Annotated in this window: 17 protein-coding genes; 5 read left to right on the top strand and 12 right to left on the bottom strand. The window is 68.0% G+C overall.

Annotated elements, in window-relative coordinates:
- Window positions 1-14: 14 nt before the first annotated feature.
- The 8 genes from AB6724_RS07975 to AB6724_RS07940 all read right to left on the bottom strand — a co-directional run bounded on the left by AB6724_RS07975 (window position 15) and on the right by AB6724_RS07940 (window position 8,545).
- Window positions 15-794: a YoaK family protein gene (locus tag AB6724_RS07975; RefSeq protein ID WP_369337981.1), complete on the bottom strand. Its 780-nt coding sequence runs from the start codon at window positions 792-794 to the stop codon at window positions 15-17.
- A gap of 13 nt (window positions 795-807) precedes the next feature.
- Window positions 808-1,956: a glycolate oxidase subunit GlcE gene (glcE, locus tag AB6724_RS07970; RefSeq protein ID WP_369337980.1), complete on the bottom strand. Its 1,149-nt coding sequence runs from the start codon at window positions 1,954-1,956 to the stop codon at window positions 808-810.
- Between the two features lie 177 nt (window positions 1,957-2,133).
- Window positions 2,134-3,483, bottom strand: coding sequence for an ammonium transporter (locus AB6724_RS07965; protein WP_369337979.1), 1,350 nt, complete (start codon window positions 3,481-3,483; stop codon window positions 2,134-2,136).
- A gap of 32 nt (window positions 3,484-3,515) precedes the next feature.
- The gene (locus AB6724_RS07960) at window positions 3,516-3,854 is read right to left on the bottom strand and encodes a P-II family nitrogen regulator (RefSeq protein WP_369337978.1); all 339 of its coding nucleotides are present in this window, start codon (window positions 3,852-3,854) and stop codon (window positions 3,516-3,518) included.
- Between the two features lie 18 nt (window positions 3,855-3,872).
- The gene (locus AB6724_RS07955; RefSeq protein ID WP_369337977.1) at window positions 3,873-4,625 is read right to left on the bottom strand and encodes a TorF family putative porin; all 753 of its coding nucleotides are present in this window, start codon (window positions 4,623-4,625) and stop codon (window positions 3,873-3,875) included.
- A 337-nt stretch (window positions 4,626-4,962) separates the two neighbouring features.
- Window positions 4,963-6,291 (bottom strand): sulfatase family protein, encoded by a 1,329-nt coding sequence (locus AB6724_RS07950; protein ID WP_369337976.1) that lies wholly within the window; start codon window positions 6,289-6,291, stop codon window positions 4,963-4,965.
- A 159-nt stretch (window positions 6,292-6,450) separates the two neighbouring features.
- Window positions 6,451-7,440 (bottom strand): Bug family tripartite tricarboxylate transporter substrate binding protein, encoded by a 990-nt coding sequence (locus AB6724_RS07945; RefSeq protein WP_369337975.1) that lies wholly within the window; start codon window positions 7,438-7,440, stop codon window positions 6,451-6,453.
- 118 nt (window positions 7,441-7,558) lie between these two features.
- Entirely contained in the window at window positions 7,559-8,545 is a 987-nt protein-coding gene (locus AB6724_RS07940; protein ID WP_369337974.1) for a tripartite tricarboxylate transporter substrate binding protein, read from the bottom strand.
- Between the two features lie 91 nt (window positions 8,546-8,636).
- On the opposite strand from AB6724_RS07940, the gene AB6724_RS07935 reads away from it, so the two are divergent.
- Entirely contained in the window at window positions 8,637-9,167 is a 531-nt protein-coding gene (locus AB6724_RS07935) for a MarR family winged helix-turn-helix transcriptional regulator (RefSeq protein WP_369337973.1), read from the top strand.
- Window positions 9,168-9,232: 65 nt separating this feature from the next.
- Window positions 9,233-10,789 carry a YifB family Mg chelatase-like AAA ATPase gene (locus AB6724_RS07930; protein WP_369337972.1) on the top strand — a complete coding sequence of 519 codons (1,557 nt, stop codon included), beginning with the start codon at window positions 9,233-9,235 and terminating at the stop codon, window positions 10,787-10,789.
- 2 nt (window positions 10,790-10,791) lie between these two features.
- Here the strand turns inward: AB6724_RS07930 and AB6724_RS07925 are convergent, their stop codons facing one another.
- Entirely contained in the window at window positions 10,792-11,721 is a 930-nt protein-coding gene (locus AB6724_RS07925) for a LysR substrate-binding domain-containing protein (protein ID WP_369337971.1), read from the bottom strand.
- 108 nt (window positions 11,722-11,829) lie between these two features.
- Between AB6724_RS07925 and AB6724_RS07920 the strand changes: the two genes are divergently transcribed.
- From AB6724_RS07920 to AB6724_RS07910, 3 genes are all read left to right on the top strand, one after another.
- Window positions 11,830-13,020: a YbfB/YjiJ family MFS transporter gene (locus AB6724_RS07920; protein ID WP_369337970.1), complete on the top strand. Its 1,191-nt coding sequence runs from the start codon at window positions 11,830-11,832 to the stop codon at window positions 13,018-13,020.
- Between the two features lie 36 nt (window positions 13,021-13,056).
- Window positions 13,057-13,647 (top strand): glutathione S-transferase family protein, encoded by a 591-nt coding sequence (locus tag AB6724_RS07915; protein WP_369337969.1) that lies wholly within the window; start codon window positions 13,057-13,059, stop codon window positions 13,645-13,647.
- A gap of 91 nt (window positions 13,648-13,738) precedes the next feature.
- Complete coding sequence (locus AB6724_RS07910; RefSeq protein ID WP_369337968.1) at window positions 13,739-14,596, top strand: SDR family NAD(P)-dependent oxidoreductase; 858 nt, start codon at window positions 13,739-13,741, stop codon at window positions 14,594-14,596.
- A gap of 113 nt (window positions 14,597-14,709) precedes the next feature.
- Here AB6724_RS07910 and AB6724_RS07905 read toward each other — a convergent pair whose 3' ends face one another.
- The 3 genes from AB6724_RS07905 to AB6724_RS07895 all read right to left on the bottom strand — a co-directional run bounded on the left by AB6724_RS07905 (window position 14,710) and on the right by AB6724_RS07895 (window position 18,296).
- Window positions 14,710-15,477, bottom strand: a complete 768-nt coding sequence (locus AB6724_RS07905; RefSeq protein WP_369337967.1) for an ABC transporter ATP-binding protein — start codon at window positions 15,475-15,477, stop codon at window positions 14,710-14,712.
- A gap of 159 nt (window positions 15,478-15,636) precedes the next feature.
- Window positions 15,637-16,395, bottom strand: coding sequence for an ABC transporter ATP-binding protein (locus AB6724_RS07900; RefSeq protein ID WP_369337966.1), 759 nt, complete (start codon window positions 16,393-16,395; stop codon window positions 15,637-15,639).
- Window positions 16,392-18,296: an ABC transporter permease gene (locus AB6724_RS07895; protein ID WP_369337965.1), complete on the bottom strand. Its 1,905-nt coding sequence runs from the start codon at window positions 18,294-18,296 to the stop codon at window positions 16,392-16,394. Before AB6724_RS07895 ends, AB6724_RS07900 begins: the two co-directional genes overlap by 4 nt.
- Between the last annotated feature and the right edge of the window lie 22 nt (window positions 18,297-18,318).

Below are 18,318 nucleotides of genomic sequence, written 5' to 3'. Positions count from 1 at the left end.
GGGCGGTTATGGGTTTACGGATCGGAGCGGGTAGGGGCCAGGCGCCCCAGCGGCGGCGGCAGGCGCGCGCGGTCGGCCCACAGGGGCGGCAGCGAGAGCACGCACAGCACCACGGCCAGCGGCACCACGAACACAAAGCCCACATGCTTGAAGCCCGCGGCGCCCGCCACGCCGCCGAGCAGAAACATGCCCAGCAGGCCCGCGAACAGCTTCAGCCTGGCCTGGTTGGCATGAATCTGGCGTTCCGGCGGGCTGCCGTGGCGATTCCAGTACATGGCACGGCCCAGCTCTATGCCCAGGTCGGTGATTACGCCCGTCATGTGCGTGGTGCGGATCTGGGAGGACGACATCTTGGTCACCGTGGCGTTCTGCAGGCCCATGATGAAGGCCAGCAGCAGCACGGTCAGCGGCACGGTGAACGGCGTGGACCAGGCCAGCGTGGCCGCGCCCAGCAGGCCGAAGACCAGCATCAGAGCTGCCTCCAGCAGCAGGGGCAGTGCATAGCTGCCGCGCAGGCCGCGGTGGCGGCCCCAGTTGACCAGCAGCGCCGTCACGGCCGCGCCGCAGACAAAGGCCAGCAGCGTGCCGAGGGCCCCCAGCACCAGCGCCGTATTGCCCAGCACCAGGTTGTCGGCCAGCAGCGAGACCACGCCTGTCATGTGCGAGGTATAGAAATGCACGACCAGAAAGCCGCCCGCATTCACCGCCCCCGCGTTGAAGGCCAGCAGCAGGCCCAGCGTGCGGTTGCTGGCACCGGTGCGGTGCCTGTCGGTGAGCAGATGCAGGCGGCGCATACGCGGCACCGGGCTACCAGGCACCGGCCAGGCGGCCCGGATTGAAGATGGCATGAGGGTCGAAGGCCTGCTTGAGCCGCTGGTGCAGCACGGCCAGGGCCGAGTCTGCGGCGGCCGCAAACACCGGAGCGGCGCCGATCTGCGCGGCGCCCTCGGCCCTGAACAGCGTGGCCGAGCCGCCCACGGAGGTGGCCAGGGCCTGCAGCTGCGCGCCCAGGTCGCGCGGTGCCTGCACCCAGCGCTGCGCGCCATGCCATTCGATGAACGGCCCCGTACAGCCCTGGGGCAGGGCCAGCACCGGCGCCGTCTGCGGCACCGACAGCCGCCACAGGCAGTGCTCGGGCGCGCGCTCGGCAAACCAGGGCAGGGCCTGTTCGCGGCACAGCTGCCAGTCGGGGGCCGCCAGGGCGTTGTCCAGCAGCTCGCCGCTGCACTCGCCCATCAAGCGCTGGCAGGCCGCCTGCACCGCGGCACGGGCGCCGCGCAGGCGCAGGTACAGCGTGCCTTCGGGTTGACCGGGAGCGTGCAGCCAGCAGCTGGCGTTCAGCGGCAGGGGCTGGCCGCCCCATTGGTTGAGCCACTGCAGGGCCTGCTGCTGCGTGCAGGCAAAGCGCAGCGTGGCCTCGGCCGGCGCCGCGGGCAGCACCTTGAGGCTGAGCTCGGTGAGCAGGCCCAGCGTGCCCCAGCTGCCGGCCATCAGGCGCGAGACATCGTAGCCGGCCACGTTCTTCATGACCTGGCCGCCGTAGCGCAGCAGCTCGCCGCGGCCGTTGAGCATCTCCAGCCCCAGCATGAAGTCGCGCACCGCGCCCACGCTGGCGCGTGCCGGGCCCGACAGGCCGGCCGCGACCATACCGCCCACGGTGCTGTGCGCGCCGAAGTGCGGCGGCTCGAAGGCCAGGCCCTGGCCTTTTTCGGCCAGCACGGCTTCGAGCTCGGCCAGCGGCGTGCCCGCGTACACGGTCACGACCAGCTCGCTGGGTTCGTAGCTCACGATGCCGCTGAGCGCGCGCGTGTCCAGCGGTTCGCCCTGCAGGGCCAGGCCATAGAAATCCTTGCTGCCGCCGCCGCGTATGTGCAGCGGCGTCTTGTCGGCCGCCGCGGCGCGTATGCGCTCGGCCAGCTGGTTGATCTGGGGATGGGGGCTGATGGCTGAGTCCATGGCCGCATGGTAGCGGCTGGCGCCTCGCAGCCCCAGACCCGGGGGCTTGATTTTTTTGAACAAGTACTGTGAGGCGAATTGGAGTGCCGCCTGCAGCGGCCGCTGGCCGGCGCCCCATAAAAAAGCCCCGCAGCTTGCGCCGCGGGGCCAACGTAATGAAACCGAACAGGCGGGAAGTCAGCGGGTATAGGCGACTTCGCCGTGGGAGGTGATGTCCAGGCCCTGGCGCTCCGATTCCTCGGAAACCCGCAGGCCCACGGTCAGAGCGGCGATCTTGTAGGCCACCAGGGACACCACGCCGGACCAGGCGATGGTCAGCGCCACGCTCTTGAGCTGCACCCACACCTGGTGCGCCATGTTGTAGCCTTCGGGCTCGATGCCGCCCAGGCCCTTGGCGCAGAACACGCCGGTCAGGATGGCGCCCAGCATGCCGCCCACGCCGTGCACGCCGAACACGTCGCACACATCGTCGACCTTGAGCATGTGCTTGAGGCCAGACACGCCCCAGAAGCACAGCGGGCCGGCGATCAGGCCCATGACGATGGAGCCCATGGGGCCGGAAAAACCGGCGGCCGGCGTGATGCAGACCAGGCCGGCCACGGCCCCCGAGGCTGCGCCCAGCATCGAGGCCTTGCCGCGCATCAGCGCTTCGGCCGCGAGCCAGGCCAGGGCCGCCGCACCGGTGGCCAGTATGGTGTTGATGAAGGCCAGGCCCGCGATGCCGTTGGCCGCGCCGGCCGAACCCGCGTTGAAGCCGAACCAGCCCACCCACAGCAGCGAGGCGCCGACCATGGTCAGTGTCAGGCTGTGCGGCGGCAGGGCCTCCTTGCCGAAGCCTATGCGCTTGCCCAGCATATAGGCGCCGACCAGGCCCGCCACGGCGGCGTTGATGTGCACCACGGTGCCGCCCGCGAAGTCCAGCGCGCCGTCGGCCGCCAGCAGGCCGCCGCCCCACACCATATGCGCCATGGGGATGTAGGCGAAGGTGAACCACAGCACGGAGAACACGATCACCGCCGCGAACTTGATGCGCTCGGCAAAAGCGCCCGCGATCAGGGCCACGGTGATGGCCGCGAAGGTGGACTGGAAGGCCACGAACACATACTCGGGGATGGTCTTGAGCATGGTCGACAGCGTGTCGGGCGTGGTGCCCATGAGGAACAGCTTGTCGAAGTTGCCGAAGAACTTGCCTTCGCCGCCGAACGCCAGCGAATAGCCGTAGATGGCCCACAGCACGGTGATCAGCGAGAAGATCACAAACACCTGCGCCAGCACCGACAGCATGTTCTTGCTGCGCACCAGGCCGCCGTAGAACAGCGCCAGGCCGGGAATGGTCATCAGGATCACCAGCATGGTGGATGTCAGCATCCAGGCCGTGTCGCCGGCGCTCAGCGTGGGCACGGCCTCCACGGCCGCTGCGGCGGCGGGGGCTGCAGCAGCTGCTGCAGCGCCATCTTGCGCGAAGACCGCGGCGCTGGCGGCCAGCAGGCCCAATCCCAGGCCTGCACTCAAGAGCTTTTTGGTCATGGCACTCTTTCTCAAAATGGGTCCAAGGATGCTTACAGGGCCGACTCGCCGGTCTCGCCGGTGCGGATGCGGATGGACTGCTCCAGCGGCTGGATGAAGATCTTGCCGTCGCCGATCTTGCCGGTGCGGGCCGCGCCTTCGATGGCGTCGATGGCGGCGTCCACCAGATCGTCGGCAACAGCGGCCTCGATCTTGAGCTTGGGCAGGAAGTCCACCACATACTCGGCACCGCGGTAGAGCTCGGTATGCCCCTTCTGCCGGCCGAAGCCCTTGACCTCGGTCACGGTAATGCCTTGCACACCGATTTGCGACAGGGCTTCGCGCACCTCGTCGAGCTTGAAGGGTTTGATGATGGCGATCACCATTTTCATGACTGGGCTCCTGAAGGATTAAAAAGTCTTGGCCAGCGTCAGAATCAGACGTGTCTTGTTCACGTCACCGAAAAAGGACTTCTTGTTGGCGCCAGCCACGGCGGCGGCCAGCGAGAAGCCGTCGCCGAGGTCGTAAGCACCCCCCACGCTGTAGTCAATATAGTTGGGCACGCCCGTGTCCCGGATGTCGCTGGAGAAATGCGTGTAGCCCAGCGCAGCCTTGAGTGTGACCTTGGGCATCACTTCCTGGCTGTAGGAGAACTGCAGATAACCGGTGTTGCGGCCCTTGAGGCCCGAACCCGCCTTGGCGCCGGCCCAGCCGAAATAGTCCTCGGACACGGTGTGCGAGTACTTGGCCGTGAAAGCGCCGTAGGTGGCCGCACCGTAGATCTCGGTCGTGTTGCCATGGCCGTTGCCGGGGTAGACATAGGTCAGGGCGCCCACATCCCAGTCCACGTCGGCGGCCTTGAACTTGTAGCCGCCGTAGAAATCCATTTCTATGGAGTTGCCCGGCAGCCAGTCCACCGAGGAGTTCCAGTTGCCTACATAGAAGCCGCTGTCGCCAAACGCGTAGTCAAAACCTCCTTGCAGGGCCGGCTTGACGGCCTTGTTGCGGCTCGCATCCTGGTCCTGGCCGCGGAACTTGTAGTCGGTGGTCACGGCGACGTTGCCCGACAGCTGGGCCTGGGCCCAAAGGGGGGCTGCGACGGCGCAGGCCAGGCCGGCGGTCTTGGCGAAGGTCTTGAAACGGCTGGCAGCGAAACTGGGCATTCTGATTTCCTCCGGTTTGTAAAAAATCTGTGATAACCGGTAAAAGCACAGACCGTGCCAGCTTCAAGTTGCAGTTTTGGAAAGCCTTTGTTGCAGGAGTAAAAAAGAGCGGATTCGCTGATCTGCATTGCGCATGCGGCTATCTTTTTGCCGTAAATCCGGGTGCAGCTCACGTCGCCTGTTACAGGATAGATCTGGAAATGCACCGATACGGTGCCGCGCTTGGAGGCCTGCGCCGTGCGCCGGTTCGCATGAGCGATATGCACCAAATTGGGGCAAAAAATAACCCGCTGGGTCGGCAGCGGGTCGGGAGTGGGCGGGTCGCGTTGACCGGTTCTTAGAAACTGGCCTGGGGCAGGTCGTTTCGGCTGAAGACCAGGGAGACCTTGGCCTCCTCGGGAATCGGCGGCAGGCCCGCGTCCCAGCTCTGCCAGGCGCTGCGCAGCTCGGCCAGCTTCTGCGGCTCGCGCTCGCGCAGATTGGCGCGCTCGCGCGGGTCGGCCGCGAGGTTGAACAGGTATTCGATGCCCTCTACCTGCAGATATTTCCAGTCGCCGCGGATCAGGGCTTTTTGTTCGCGGTGCTTCATGCGCCAGGCCAGATCGCGCTCGGGGCTCCAGTCCGGCGCCTGCATCAGCGGCAGCAGGCTGATGCCGTCCAGCGGATAGTCGGCCGCGGGCTCGACGCCGGCGGCATCGAGAAAGCTGGCCGACCAGTCCATGGTCAGATTGGGCGTGGTGCAGACCGCGCCCGCGGCCATGCGCGCGGGCCAGCGCGCCAGCAGCGGCACGCGGATGCCGCCCTCGAGCAGATCCATCTTCTGGCCCACGAACGGCCAGTTGTTGGAAAAGCGCTCGCCGCCGTTGTCGCTGGTGAAGACGATGAGGGTGTTCTCGCTCATGCCTTTTTCCTCCAGCGCATCGAGCAGCCAGCCTATGCCCTCGTCCATGTGGTGGATCATGCGCTGGTAGGTGGCGATGGAGCCGCCGTCCACATGCTTGCCCATGCCCTTGAGGCGCTCGGACTCCGCGCGGTCCTCGCGCGTGAGCCAGGGCCAGTGCGGCGCGCTGTAGTGCAGCGACAGGTAGAAGGGCTGGTCGGCCGACTGGCGTCTGACGAAGTCCACGGCGCGCAGGCTCAGCAGATCGGTCAGATAGCCGTCCTCCTCATGCGGCTCTTCGTTGAGCCAGAAGTCGGGGCGGCCGCGCGGATCGCAGTGCGCGAAGTAGTCGGCGCCGCCCGCATGAAAGCCGTAGAACTCCTCGTAGCCGGACCGGCGCGGGCCGAAGTGCGGCGGGTAGCCCAGATGCCATTTGCCGACCAGGGCCGTGGCATAGCCGGCATCGCGCAGCAGCGAGGCCACCGTGGGGTGACCGGGCGGCAGGCCCAGCACCTTGTCGCCATGGGCGCTGGCGATGGGCTCTTCGGCCGCGCCGCGCAGCCGGTATTGCCAGCGGCCCGTGGCCAGCGCAAAGCGCGTGGGCGAGCACACGGCCGAATTCGAGTAGCCGCGCGTGAAGCGCAGGCCCTGGGCCGCCATGGCATCGAGCCGTGGCGAGACATCGCAGGCGTTGTTGTGCGCGTCGCGCGCGCCGGTGCAGCCCAGGTCGGCATAGCCTAGGTCATCGGCCAGGATGAAGATCAGATTGGGACGGGGATCAGCCATGGTGAAGAGAAAGTTGCAGGCCGTTCCGGCGAACCGGCGCGACATGCGGTGGGTTTCAAAAACAGAAGCGGCTTGCGCCTGATGGCTATGAATTACAAGTCATTAAAGACTTGAAATGCTCACAGCACCTGCGCTGGCAGCTCCTCAATTCATGGGCCTTCAAGGCTTGAAGCCCGAGCGCTTGACCACGGGTGCCCATTGCGCGCGGTAGGCCTTGAGCCTGCTGTCGGTCTCGGCGGCGCTGCTGACCACGGGCTCCAGCTTGGAGGCCGCAAACTTCTGCTGTGTGTCCGGGTCCTTCATCACCTCCTGCACCAGCTCGGCCAGGCGCTGCACCGTGGCCGGCGCCATGCTGGCCGGCGCGAACAAGGTGTTCCAGCCGGTGCCGACCAGGTTCAGGCCCAGTTCCTTGAGCGTGGGAATGTCGGGCGCCATGGGGCTGCGCTTCTCGCCCGAGACGGCCAGCACTCGCAGCTTGCCGGCTTCGTGCTGGGCGATCTGGGTGTCGAAGGTGTCGACGGCGATGGGGACCTGGCCGCCCAGCAGATCGCTGAGCAGCGGGCCCGAACCCTTGTAGCCCACGACCTCGACCGGAACCCTGGCCGTCTCGCCCAGCATCAGCGCGAAGAAATGCGGCAGGCTGCCCGTGGCGGGCACGCCGAAATTGGCGTGCTCGGGATTGGCCTTGAGCCAGGCAAACAGATGGGACAGCTGCTTGACCGGCACGGCGGTGGAGACGGCCAGGCCGAACTCGTAGCGGTTGACCTCGCTGACGGGCCTGAAGTCCTTCTCGGGGTCGTAGCCCGAGTCCGCAAACACCAGCGGCGCCACCACCATCACGGCGGGGTTGGCCAGCAGCAGCGCGGGCTGGGCCGCGCTGCTGTTCTTCACGAACTGGGCCGAAAGGCGGCCGCCAGCGCCGGGCTTGTTCTCCACGATGACGGGGCTGCCGATGCGGCTTTGCAGCTTGTCGGCGACGATGCGCGCCACGCGGTCCGTGGCCCCGCCCGGCGGGTAGCCGACCACGAGGCGCAAGGGCGTCTTGCCCGGAAACAGCGGCGCGGCGCTCTGGCTCTGCGCCAGGGCTGGGCCCAGGCCGCCCGCGAGTCCGGCGGCGATGAGCAGCTTGCCCAAGGTTCTTTTATGCATTGTGTCTCCCTGACCGGCGCTGCATCCCGGCACCGGCCCTGTGTTCTGGTTGCGGCGGGCGAGGGCTTCGCGCCGCAGCTGGATAGCCGGTGCAGTGTAGGGCGATGCGCGACCCCGCCTATTCGGCCTTGAGCTTGATCTTGCGCGCCAGGTCGCCCCATTTCTCGGACAGCTCCCTGGCCTTCTGCTGCGCCTGCTCGGGTGAGCTGCCCACCATCTCTATGTCCACGGACTTCACCTTCTCCTGCTGCTGGGGCGAGCGTATGGCCTGCTCCATGGCTTGCAGAAAGCGCTGCTGGATCTCGGGCGCCACCCCCTTGGGAGCCGCGAGGAACAGCCAGAACGTGCCGTCGAACTCCGGATAGCCGGACTCGGCAATCGTGGGCAGCTGGGGCAGCAGCGTCGAGCGGGTCTTGCCCGAGGTGGCCAGCGCCGTCACGCGGCCGCTGTGGATCTGCGGCAGCACCGTGGGTGCGGCCAGAAAGCCGCAGTCGACCTGGCCGCCCATGAGGTCCTGCATGGCGGGCGCCGGGCCCTTGTAGGGAATGTGGACCATCTTCGCGCCGGTGGCCGACAGCAGCGACTCCATCACCAGATGGCCGGGAGAGCCGGCGCCGCCCGTGGCGTAGCTGAGTTCGCGCGTGCGGGCCGCGTCCACCATGTCCTTGACGGATTTGAAGCCGAGAGCGGGGTTGCAGATCAGGGTCTGCGAGAAGCGGGCCGCCGCATTGAGCACCACGATGGCGTCGCTGGAGTAGCCGAGGCTTTTGTAGATATGCTTGTTGACCGTGAGCACCGGGTCCATGGCCCAGAACCAGGTGTAGCCGTCGGCCGGCGCGCGCGCGACTTCGGCGGCGCCGATATTGCCGTTGGCCCCGGCCCGGTTTTCCACGATCACCGGCTGACCCAGGGCCTTCTGCACGGCCGCCGCCAGCGGCCGGATGGCGATGTCGGAAGGGCCGGCCGGCGGGTTGGGAACGATGATGCGTATGGGTTTGCTCGGCCAGGCGTCGGCGGCCTGGGCGGCGCTCCCCAGCTGAGCCGCCAGCAGGGCCGCGGCCCCCAGCATGCCCAGGGCTCGGCGGGCGATACGAAAGCAAGGCATGGTGTCTCCGGTGGTTGTTCTCGGAGTCACTGTAAGTACTGCCTCGATAATGGATCTAATCCATCATCCCTAGAGAAAACCCATAGTGAGCATGCCCAAGGACCGCAGCCATCCGTGGCGGCAGCCGTCCGAGCTGGACGACCTGTTCCTCTACCACCTGGCCCGTCTGATGAGCGCGACGGGTGGCATGGTGGTGCGCCTGTGCGAGGGCGGGTTCGGCATCACCCGGCGCGAATGGCGGATGCTGGGCCTGCTGGCCGACAAGGGAGCCATGCAGCCTTCGCAGCTGGCCGAGCTCGCGCAGCTGGATCGCACGCGCACCTCGCGCACCGTCTCCACCCTGATTGCCAAGGGCCTGGTACAAAAGCAGGGCATTGCCGGGGACGGGCGCCAGGCGCTGCTGCGGCTGAGCGAGGCCGGTCAGGCCCTGCATGCGGCCTTGTTCCCGCAGATACAGCGGATCAACCAGGAGCTGCTGGCCGACATCGGCGATGCGGAGCTGCAGCTGCTGTCGCAGCTGTTCGCGCGCATACGGGTGCGGGCCGCGGCCATGCAGCAGCAGGGCGATTTTCCCAAGGCCGAGCGCCGCCGCGGCCGCAGCTCGTCGCGGCCGGCGGCCTGAGTTCCGCCCCTCTTGCCCGGAAGCGGGGCTCGCGCATAACCTATGGGTTCAATGCGGAGGGGCTTATGGGACTTGCCTTGGTTCAGAGTCGTGCCCTGCTGGGGCTGGACGCGCCCGCCGTCACGGTGGAGGTGCACCTGGCCAACGGCCTGCCTTCCTTCACCCTGGTCGGCCTGGCCGATGTGGAGGTCAAGGAGGCGCGCGAGCGCGTGCGCGCAGCCATCGTGAACGCGGGGCTGGAGTTCCCGAACAACAAGCGCATCACCGTGAATCTGGCGCCCGCGGACCTGCCCAAGGACTCGGGCCGCTTCGACCTGCCGATCGCGCTCGGGATTCTCGCGGCCAGCGCCCAGATCGAGGCCGCGCGCCTGGCCGACTACGAGTTTGCGGGCGAGCTGTCCCTGACGGGTGCCCTGCGCCCGGTGCGCGGGGCCCTGGCCACGGCGCTGGCTCTGCAACGCCAGCAGCAGAGGGCGCGCCTGGTGCTACCGTCCGAGAGCGCGCAGGAAGCGGCCTTCGTGCCGGCGATCGAGGTCTTCGGCGCCCGGCATCTGCTGGATGTCGTCCAGCAGTTCATCGCCCATGAAGCCCAGCCCGCAGCGGGCGCAGAGCAGGACGCCGAGCCGGATGATGCAGCCGGCTGGCAGCGCGTGGAGCCGGCCTCGGCCGCGGCCGCGCCGCAGGCCTTGGACCTGCGCGAGGTGCGTGGGCAGATGCAGGCCAAGCGGGCGCTGGAAATTGCGGCCGCGGGCGCGCATGGCGTGCTGATGGTCGGCCCGCCGGGCTCGGGCAAGTCCATGCTGGCCCAGCGCTTTGCGGGTCTGCTGCCGCCCATGAGCGACGAGGAGGCGCTGGAGGCCGCGGCCATCGCCAGCCTCGGCGGCCGCTTTGCGCCCGAGCACTGGCGCCGGCGCCCGTTTGCGGCGCCGCATCACACGGCGAGTTCGGTGGCGCTGGTGGGTGGCGGCTCGCCGCCCCGGCCCGGAGAGATCTCCCATGCCCATGGCGGTTCGCTGTTTCTCGATGAGCTGCCCGAGTTTGCGCGCAGCGCGCTCGAGGCCTTGCGCGAGCCGTTGGAGACGGGACGCATCACCATCGTGCGGGCCGCGCAGCGCGCGGAGTTTCCGGCGCGCTTTCAGCTGCTCGCGGCCATGAATCCCTGTCCCTGCGGCTATTGGGGCTCGCGCCAGCGCGTCTGCCGCTGCACGCCCGACCAGGTGGCGCGCTACCAGGCCCGCATCAGCGGGCCGCTGCTAGACCGCATCGATCTGCATGTGGAGGTCGCGGCCCTGCCGCCCGAGGAGCTGCTGGCGGCGCCCGCGGGCGAGAGCAGCGCCGAGGTGCGCGAGCGCGTGAGCGCGGCGCGCGCCATGGCCTTGCAGCGCCAGGGCGTGGCCAACCATCTGCTGCAGGGCGCGCAGCTGGACGCGCATTTGCGGCTGCTGCCCGAGGCCCTGGTGTTTGCGCACAAGGCCGCCGCGCGCCTGGGCTGGTCGGCGCGCGGCACGCACCGGGCGCTGAAGGTGGCGCGCACCATCGCCGACCTGGCGGGCTGCGACAGCATCGCCCTGGTCCATGTGGCCGAGGCCCTGCAATACCGGCGGGCGCTGATGCAGGCCTAGCTTCAGGCGGCCATGGCCAGCGGCACGGGCTGGGCCTGCCGCGCCTGCGGGTCCACGCCCAGCAGCTGCGCAAACGCATGCAGCACCGGCGACCAGCCCTGCGGCGCGCCGGTCACAAAGCAGGTGTCCACCCAGGCCAGCTCCTGGCCGGTCTTGCCGGGCAGGCTCATCCAGTGCACGCCAAAGCGCTGCTGCTGGACCTCGACCAGGGAGCGCGACAGCAGCGCATAGCCCATGCCCGCGGCCACGCAGCCCAGAATGGTGTCCAGCATGCCCAGCTCCATGATGCGCACGGCGCTGATGCCCATGGAGGCCATCAGCAGCTCGATGCGCTGGCGGTAGCTGCAGCCCTGGCGGAAGGCCAGGAACACCGAGGCGCAGAACTCGTCGGCCGTGGGGAAGCGCAGCAGCGGCTGGCCGCTGACCAGTACCAGCTCTTCGCGGAACACGGGCCAGGAATGCAGATCGCTCTGCGGCGCCGCGCCGTTGACGAAGGCGCAGTCTATGCGTCCGGCCGTCAGCTCGGTCAGCAAGGCTGCGGTGGGGCTGGCATCCAGCTCCAGATCGATGTCGGGATGCTGCCGGCGCAACCGGGCCAGCAGGGGCGGCAGGCGCAGGGCGGCCGTGGTCTCCATGGAGCCTATGCGCAGCGTGCCCCTGGCCTGGCCCGGCGCGAGCTGGCGCGACTGCAACAGGGCCAGAGCCTGATCGTGGGACTGCAGCATCTGCCTCGCGTACTGCAGCAGGGTGCGGCCCGCCGGCGTGGGGAAAACGGGGCTGGCGCGCATCAGCAATTGCGCACCTACTTCGTCTTCGAGCTTCTTGATATGGGCCGTGACGTTGGACTGCACGGTATGCAGCCGCTGGGCCGCCACGCCAAAGCTGCCGCCGTCGCAAACGGCTTCGAACATGCGCAGGGATTTGAGTTGCATGCCGCACTCCAATATCTCAAAAAAAGATTCAGGCCATCATTTTGAATCATTGGACATGATTGAGCCACTGCGTTTAGGCTTGATGCAAATTTCCACGGAAACCGACCTGTGATCCAGCGCCAAGAACTTCCTCTTCTGTTGACCGGCTTCATGGCCACGCTCAGCGGCGTGGGCCTGGCCCGCTTTGCCTATACGGCGCTGATGCCGCAGATGGTGCATGCGGGCTGGTTCAGCGGCGAACAGGTCGCCTATCTGGGCGCGGCCAATCTGCTCGGCTATCTGATCGGCGCGCTGGCCGCTGCCCCCTGGGCCGAGCGCATGGGAGCGCTGCGCGTGCTGGTGATCTGCTGGGTGGCCGTGGCGCTGAGCTTTGCGGGCTGCAGCCTGCCCCTGCCCATGGCCGTGTTCTTCGTCTGGAGGCTGATCTCGGGCATTGCCGGTGCGGCGCTCATGGTGCTGGGCCCGTCGGTGGCGATGGCGGCCGCAGAGCCGTCGCGCCGCGCCACGCTGGGGCCGCTGATGTTCTGCGGCATAGGCGTGGGCGCGCTGCTGGCCGCGACCCTGGTGCCCATGTTTGCGCGCAGCAGCCTGAGCGCCGTGTGGTGGGCGCTGACCGCGCTGTGCGTGCTGGCGCTGTGGAGCGGCCGCCGCGCCGCGCGCCAGATCCAGCTGCATGCTCCCGTGGCCGCCGCGCCCGCCGTAGCGGCGGCCGTGCCCGCCGCTCCGCTGTGGAGCCTGGCCGTGGTGCTGGTCCTGCTCGCCTATACCTGCGACGCCTTCGGCTTTGTGCCCCATACCGTGTTCTGGGTCGACTATCTGGACCGCGAGCTGCAGCTGGGCGCGGCCTATGCGTCCACGCAATGGGCGTTTTTCGGCCTCGGCGCGATTGCGGGGCCGCTGTGTGCGGCCTACTGCGCCACGCGCTGGGGCTGGTGGGGCACCACGGCCGGCGCCTACGCCATCAAGGCCCTGGCCATAGGCCTGCCGCTGGTCTGGGCCGGGTTTGCGGGCCATGCGCTGTCGGGCTTTCTGGTGGGGGCGCTGTCGCCGGGCATGGCGGCCATCACCTCGGGCTATCTGATGCAGCTCATAGGCGCGGGCCAGCACAAGAAGATGTGGGGCTATGCCACGGCGGCGTTCGCGCTGCTGCAGGCCAGTTCGGGCTATCTGATGGCCTTCATCTATGCCAGCACCGGCAGCTACCGCCAGTTGTTCGTGCTCGGCTGCGCGGCGCTGGTGCTCGGCACCTTGCTGGTGGTTTTTTCCAGATCGAAACCGGTGCTGGCCCTGCATGGCTGAGCGCCGGCAGCTACTGTTTCAAATAAGGTTGAGTCTATGCGTCTGTTCCTGAACGCCACTTCCCCGTTTGCACGCGTGGCGCGTGTGCTGGCCCTGGAGAAAGGGCTGAACCCCGAGCTGGTCTGGTGCGATCCCTGGGCCAATGACTCGGCGCTGCTGGCCGTCCATCCCCAGGGCCGGATACCGGTGCTGCTCACCGACGACGGCCACGCGATCGCCGAGTCGCTGCTGATCGCGCAGTATCTGGATGCCCGGGGCGGGGGCGCGCCCCTGGTGCCCGCGGCCACCATGGCCGCCACGCTGGCCATGGCCAGCGTGGGCTATGGACTGATGGAGGCGGCCTTCGGCACCATGATCGCGCGCAAGCACGATGCAGGGGCCGATGCCACGCTGCTGGGCCAGCGCCGCCTGGCCGCCATCGGGCGCGACCTGCAATGCCTGGAACAGTCCCCGCCCGCGGCGGCGCGCGAACATGCGACGCTGGACCAGCTGGTGGTGGCCGTGGCGGCCGAGTATGTGAACTTCCGCCTGCCCGGCACCCTGAACGCACGGCAATGCCCGCGGCTGTGCCGATGGTTGGAGAGCATGGCCGGGCGCCCGCATCTGGCGGCCACGGCGTTCGCCTGAACTCCTCGCAAACCCGATAGTCCTGACAGACGTTGCCCGGCCCGCGCTCCGGCGCCACATTGCAGGCTGGAGCGACAAAAGGGGGCGAGGGATGAGTAAGGCTTTGGTATGCGTGGTGACGGGGGCCAGCCGCGGCGTGGGCCGGGGTGTGGCACTGGCGCTGGGCGCGGCGGGCGCGACCGTCTATGTGACGGGGCGCAGCCTGACAGAGGGCGATTCGCCCCTGCCCGGCACCGTGGGCCGGACGGCGGACGAGGTGACGGCCGCGGGCGGCACGGGCATCGCCGTGGCCTGCGACCATGGCGACGACGCCCAGGTGGCGGCCCTGTTCGAGTGCGTGCGCCGCGAACATGGACGCTTGGACATTCTGGTCAACTGCGCGATCGCGATTCCCGATCCGCTGACCATGGCCGGTCCGTTCTGGCAGAAGCCGCTGGCCATGACCTCCCTGCTGGACGTGGGCCTGCGCTCCACCTATGTGGCCTGCCACCAGGGGGCCGAACTGCTGATTGCGGCGCGCGGCCTGGTGGTCAATATCTCGTCGGCGGGCAGCCGCTGCTATATGCACGGCCCGGCCTATGGCGCGGGCAAGGCCGGCGGCGACAAGATGAGCTTCGACATGGCCCATGACTTCCGGCCCGCGGGCGTGAGCGTGGTCTCGCTGTGGCCGGGCCTGGTCAGGACCGAGCGCTCCGAACGCGTCTGCGCGGCCGAGCCCGACAAATACGGCGACAGCTTCGACAGCGCCGAAACCCCGCAGTTCATAGGCCGCGTGGTGCTGGCGCTGCATGGCGACCCCGACTGCCTGGAGCAGCGCTCGGGCCGCGTGTTCTACACCGCCGAGCTGGCCGGCCGGTATGGCGTGTTGGACATCGATGGCGCCCAGCCGCCGTCGCCGCGCGCCTACTTCGGCGCGCCGCCGGAATTCAGCCCCGTGGTGGTGGAGTGAGTCTGCTTATTCGGCCCCTAGTTCGGCGTACCGGTCTTTGTAAATTTTCTGCGCGGTTTCCCGTTGCAAGACCAGAACGGTGAAGGCTGAAATTAGCGTTCTTCCTTCATTTTTTAAATACCCAGATATTGCCGGCGCAGCTTCGCATCGCCGGCCAGTTCGGCCATGGGGCTGTGGTGCACGATCTGGCCTTTTTCGAGCACATAGGCGCGGTCGGCCACGAGTCCGGCAAACGGCAGGTTCTGCTCGCTGAGCAGAATGCCTATGCCCTGGGCCTTGAGCTCGAGAATCGTGCGCGCCATCTGCTCCACGATCAGCGGCGCCACGCCCTCCGAAGGCTCGTCGAGCAGCACCAGGCAGGGCTGGCCCATCAGCGTGCGTGCCACGCTCAGCATCTGCTGCTCGCCGCCGCTCATGCGCCCGCCCAGGCGAGCGGGCATCTCGCCGAGATTGGGGAACAGCTTGAACAGCCTCTCGGGCGTCCAGTGCGGCATGGCGGAGCCATCGGGCCACTGGCGAGGCTTTTGCTTGCCGACCTCGAGGTTTTCCAGCACCGTCAGTTCGGTAAAGATGCGGCGGTCCTCGGGCACATAGCCCAGGCCGCGCTGGGCGATCTGGTGCGAGGCCTTTTTCTCTATCGCCTCGCCCATGAAGCGGATATTGCCCTCGCGGCGCGGCACCAGGGCGGCGATGCTTTTGAGCGTGGTGGACTTGCCCGCGCCATTGCGTCCCATCAGTGCCACGACCTCGCCGCGCCCCACGGTCAGCGATACCTCATGCAGGATATGGGCCGCGCCATACCAGGCGTTGAGGTTCTGGACTTCAAGCAACTTTTGATTCTGGCCCTTATCCATCAAGCGCTGGCTGCTATGTTTTTGCATGGCAAGAATCCGAGATGGCGAGTGTCGTTCGCTGCGGGTGAAACGGGCGTGGCTTTGACGAGTGACACCGAGCAAGAGCCGCCTCGCAGCGGGGGTGTCGTCCCCCTCCGGTGCGCAGCACCAGAGAGGGGGAAGGTGCTTTGCGCCTCAGGGGGTGTTTCATGGTTTTTCCAGAACAAGGCCCGTGCCCAGGTACGCCTGCTGCACGCGCGCATCGTCGCGAATGGCCTGCGGCGTACCTTCGGCCAGCAACTGGCCGCGCACCAGCACGGCCACGCGGTCGGCCTGACCGAAGACCACGTCCATGCTGTGCTCGGTAAACAGCACGCCCATGCGGCGCTGTTGCGCAATCTGGCGCGTCAGCTGCATCAGCGTGACGCGCTCGCCCGGGGCCATGCCGGCCGTGGGTTCGTCCATCAGCAGCAGTTGCGGATCGTGGGCCAGCGCCATGGCCAGCTCCACACGCTTCACATCGCCATAGGCCAGAGCGCTGCAGGGGCGATCGGCCTGGTCTGCCATGCCCACCTGTTCCAGCAGGGCCAGGGCGTCGTCAGGCCGGTGGCTGGCGGCGCGCGGCCACCAGCTGAAGATCTTGCGGTCTGCCGACAGCAGGGCCATCTGCACGTTTTCCACCACGCTGAGCGAGGCAAAGGTCTGGGCAATCTGGAAGGTGCGTCCCACGCCCAGGCTCCAGATGGTGCGCGGTGGCAGGCCGGTGATGGATTGGCCGTTGAGCAGCACCTGGCCGCTGTCGGGTGCCAGTTGGCCGCCGACCATATTGAAGGTGGTGCTCTTGCCGGCACCGTTGGGGCCTATCAGCGCCAGCAGCTCGCCAGCTTCAAGGCCGAAAGAGATGTTCTGCACGGCCTGCACGCCGCCAAAGGCCTTGCTGATGCCCTCGATCCGCAGCAGGCTCATGCGGGCTCTCCCTGCCGCTTCAGCGGCGCAAATTTCTGCCGCAGCCGCTGTGCATAGCCGGCAATGCCCTGGGGCGCCAGCAGCACCAGCACCAGCATGGTCGCACCCAGCAGCGCGCGCCAGTATTCGGTGTTGCGCGCCACGGTGTCGTGCAGCCAGGTGAACGCCGCCGCGCCCACCACGGGGCCGGCCAGGGTCTGGACGCCGCCCAGCAGCACCATGACCAGCGCATCGACGGATTTGGTGACGGACATGGAATCGGGCGCCACGCCGCCCTTGCTGAAGGCAAACAGCGCTCCCGCGAGGCCCGCGAACAGGCCGGCGATCACAAACGCCGTCCACTGCACGCGGCGCACGTCTATGCCTATGGCATCGGCGCGCAGCGCCGAATCGCGCGCGGCGCGCAGCGCATAGCCCAGCGGCGAAAACAGCAGGCGGCGCAGCAGATAGATGCCCAGCGCGCAGATGGCCAGCGCTAGCCAGTAGAAGGCCGCGCCCTGCGAGGCCCATTGCGGCGGCCAGACGCCGGTCACGCCGTTGCTGCCGCCCGTGAAGTCGTTCCACTGGAAGACTATGGCCCAGCTGATCTGGGCCAGGGCCAGCGTCAGCATGGTTAGGTACACGCCCGACAGGCGCACGCAGAACCAGCCATAGAGCAGGGCGCCCGCGGCAGCGGCCAGCGGGCCCAGCAGCAGCGCGGCCTCCATGGGCAGATCGAGAGCGCGTACCAGCAGGGCCGCGCCATAGGCGCCCAGGCCGAAGTAGGCCGCGTGACCGAAGGAGTGCATGCCGCCGGGGCCGAGTATGAAATGCAGGCTGGCCGCAAACAGCGCGGCGATGAAGATATCGGTCAGCAGCACGGTGGCATAGCTGCCCGCATCGCCGATCACGGGCAGCAGCAGCAGCGCGGCCAGCAGCGCCAGCCATGCGGCCGAGGCCGCGCGGCCGGCGGCGCGCAGCGGCTGCTCGGGCGTGCCGCCGCTGCGCGCCGGCGCCTGGGGCTTGCCCAGCAGGCCCCAGGGGCGCCAGACCAGGACCACGGCCATGACCAGGAATTCCACGACCAGGGTGAGCTTGGAAAACGAGATATCCAGGCCGCCAATCTGCTGCACGCCGAGCCAGATGCAGACGGCCTTGAGCTCGGCCACCAGCAGCGCGGCGATGAAGGCGCCGGGAATGCTGCCCATGCCGCCGACCACCACCACCACAAAGGCCGCGCCTATGGTCAGCATGTCCGTCTCCAGGCTCGCGGGTTCGCGCGGCAGCTGCAGCGCGCCACCCAGGCCCGCGAGCAGCGTGCCCAGGGCAAACACGGCCGTGAACAGCCAGGCCTGGTTCACGCCTAAAGCGCCCACCATCTCGCGGTCCTGGGTGGCGGCGCGCACCAGGGTGCCGAAGCGGGTCTTGCCCAGCAGCAGCGTCAGGGCCAGCAGCACGCATGGGCCTACAGCTATCAAAAACAGATCGTAGCTGGGGAACTGGCGGCCCAGGATCTCCACCGAACCTTCCAGCCCCGCGGCGCGCGGGCCGAACAGCTCTTCGGGCCCCCACAGCCACAGCGCCGCGTCCTTGATGACCAGCACCAGGGCGAAGGTGGTGAGCAGTTGGAAGAGTTCGGGCGCCTGGTAGATGCGGCGCAGCAGCAGGGTTTCGGCCAGCGCGCCGAGTACGCCGCAGGCCAGGGGCGCGAGCAGCAGCGCGGGCCAGAAGCCGATATGGGGCGAGAGCAGGTCCACGCTGCTGTAGGCGATGAAGGCGCCCAGCATGTAGAACGAACCATGGGCGAAATTGATGGTGCGCGTGACGCCGAAGATTAGCGACAGCCCCACCGAGACCAGGAACAGCGCCGATGCGCTGGCCAGCCCGTTGAGCAGTTGGGCCAGCAGGCCGGATACGCTCATGCTGCGGTGCTCCTATTCATCA

Origin of the sequence: Comamonas guangdongensis, assembly GCF_041079535.1 — a bacterium.
Taxonomy (GTDB): Bacteria; Pseudomonadota; Gammaproteobacteria; order Burkholderiales; family Burkholderiaceae_C; genus Comamonas; species Comamonas guangdongensis.
The sequence above is the reverse complement of the archived record's forward strand: the minus strand, read 5'-3'. Positions and strand labels throughout refer to the sequence as shown.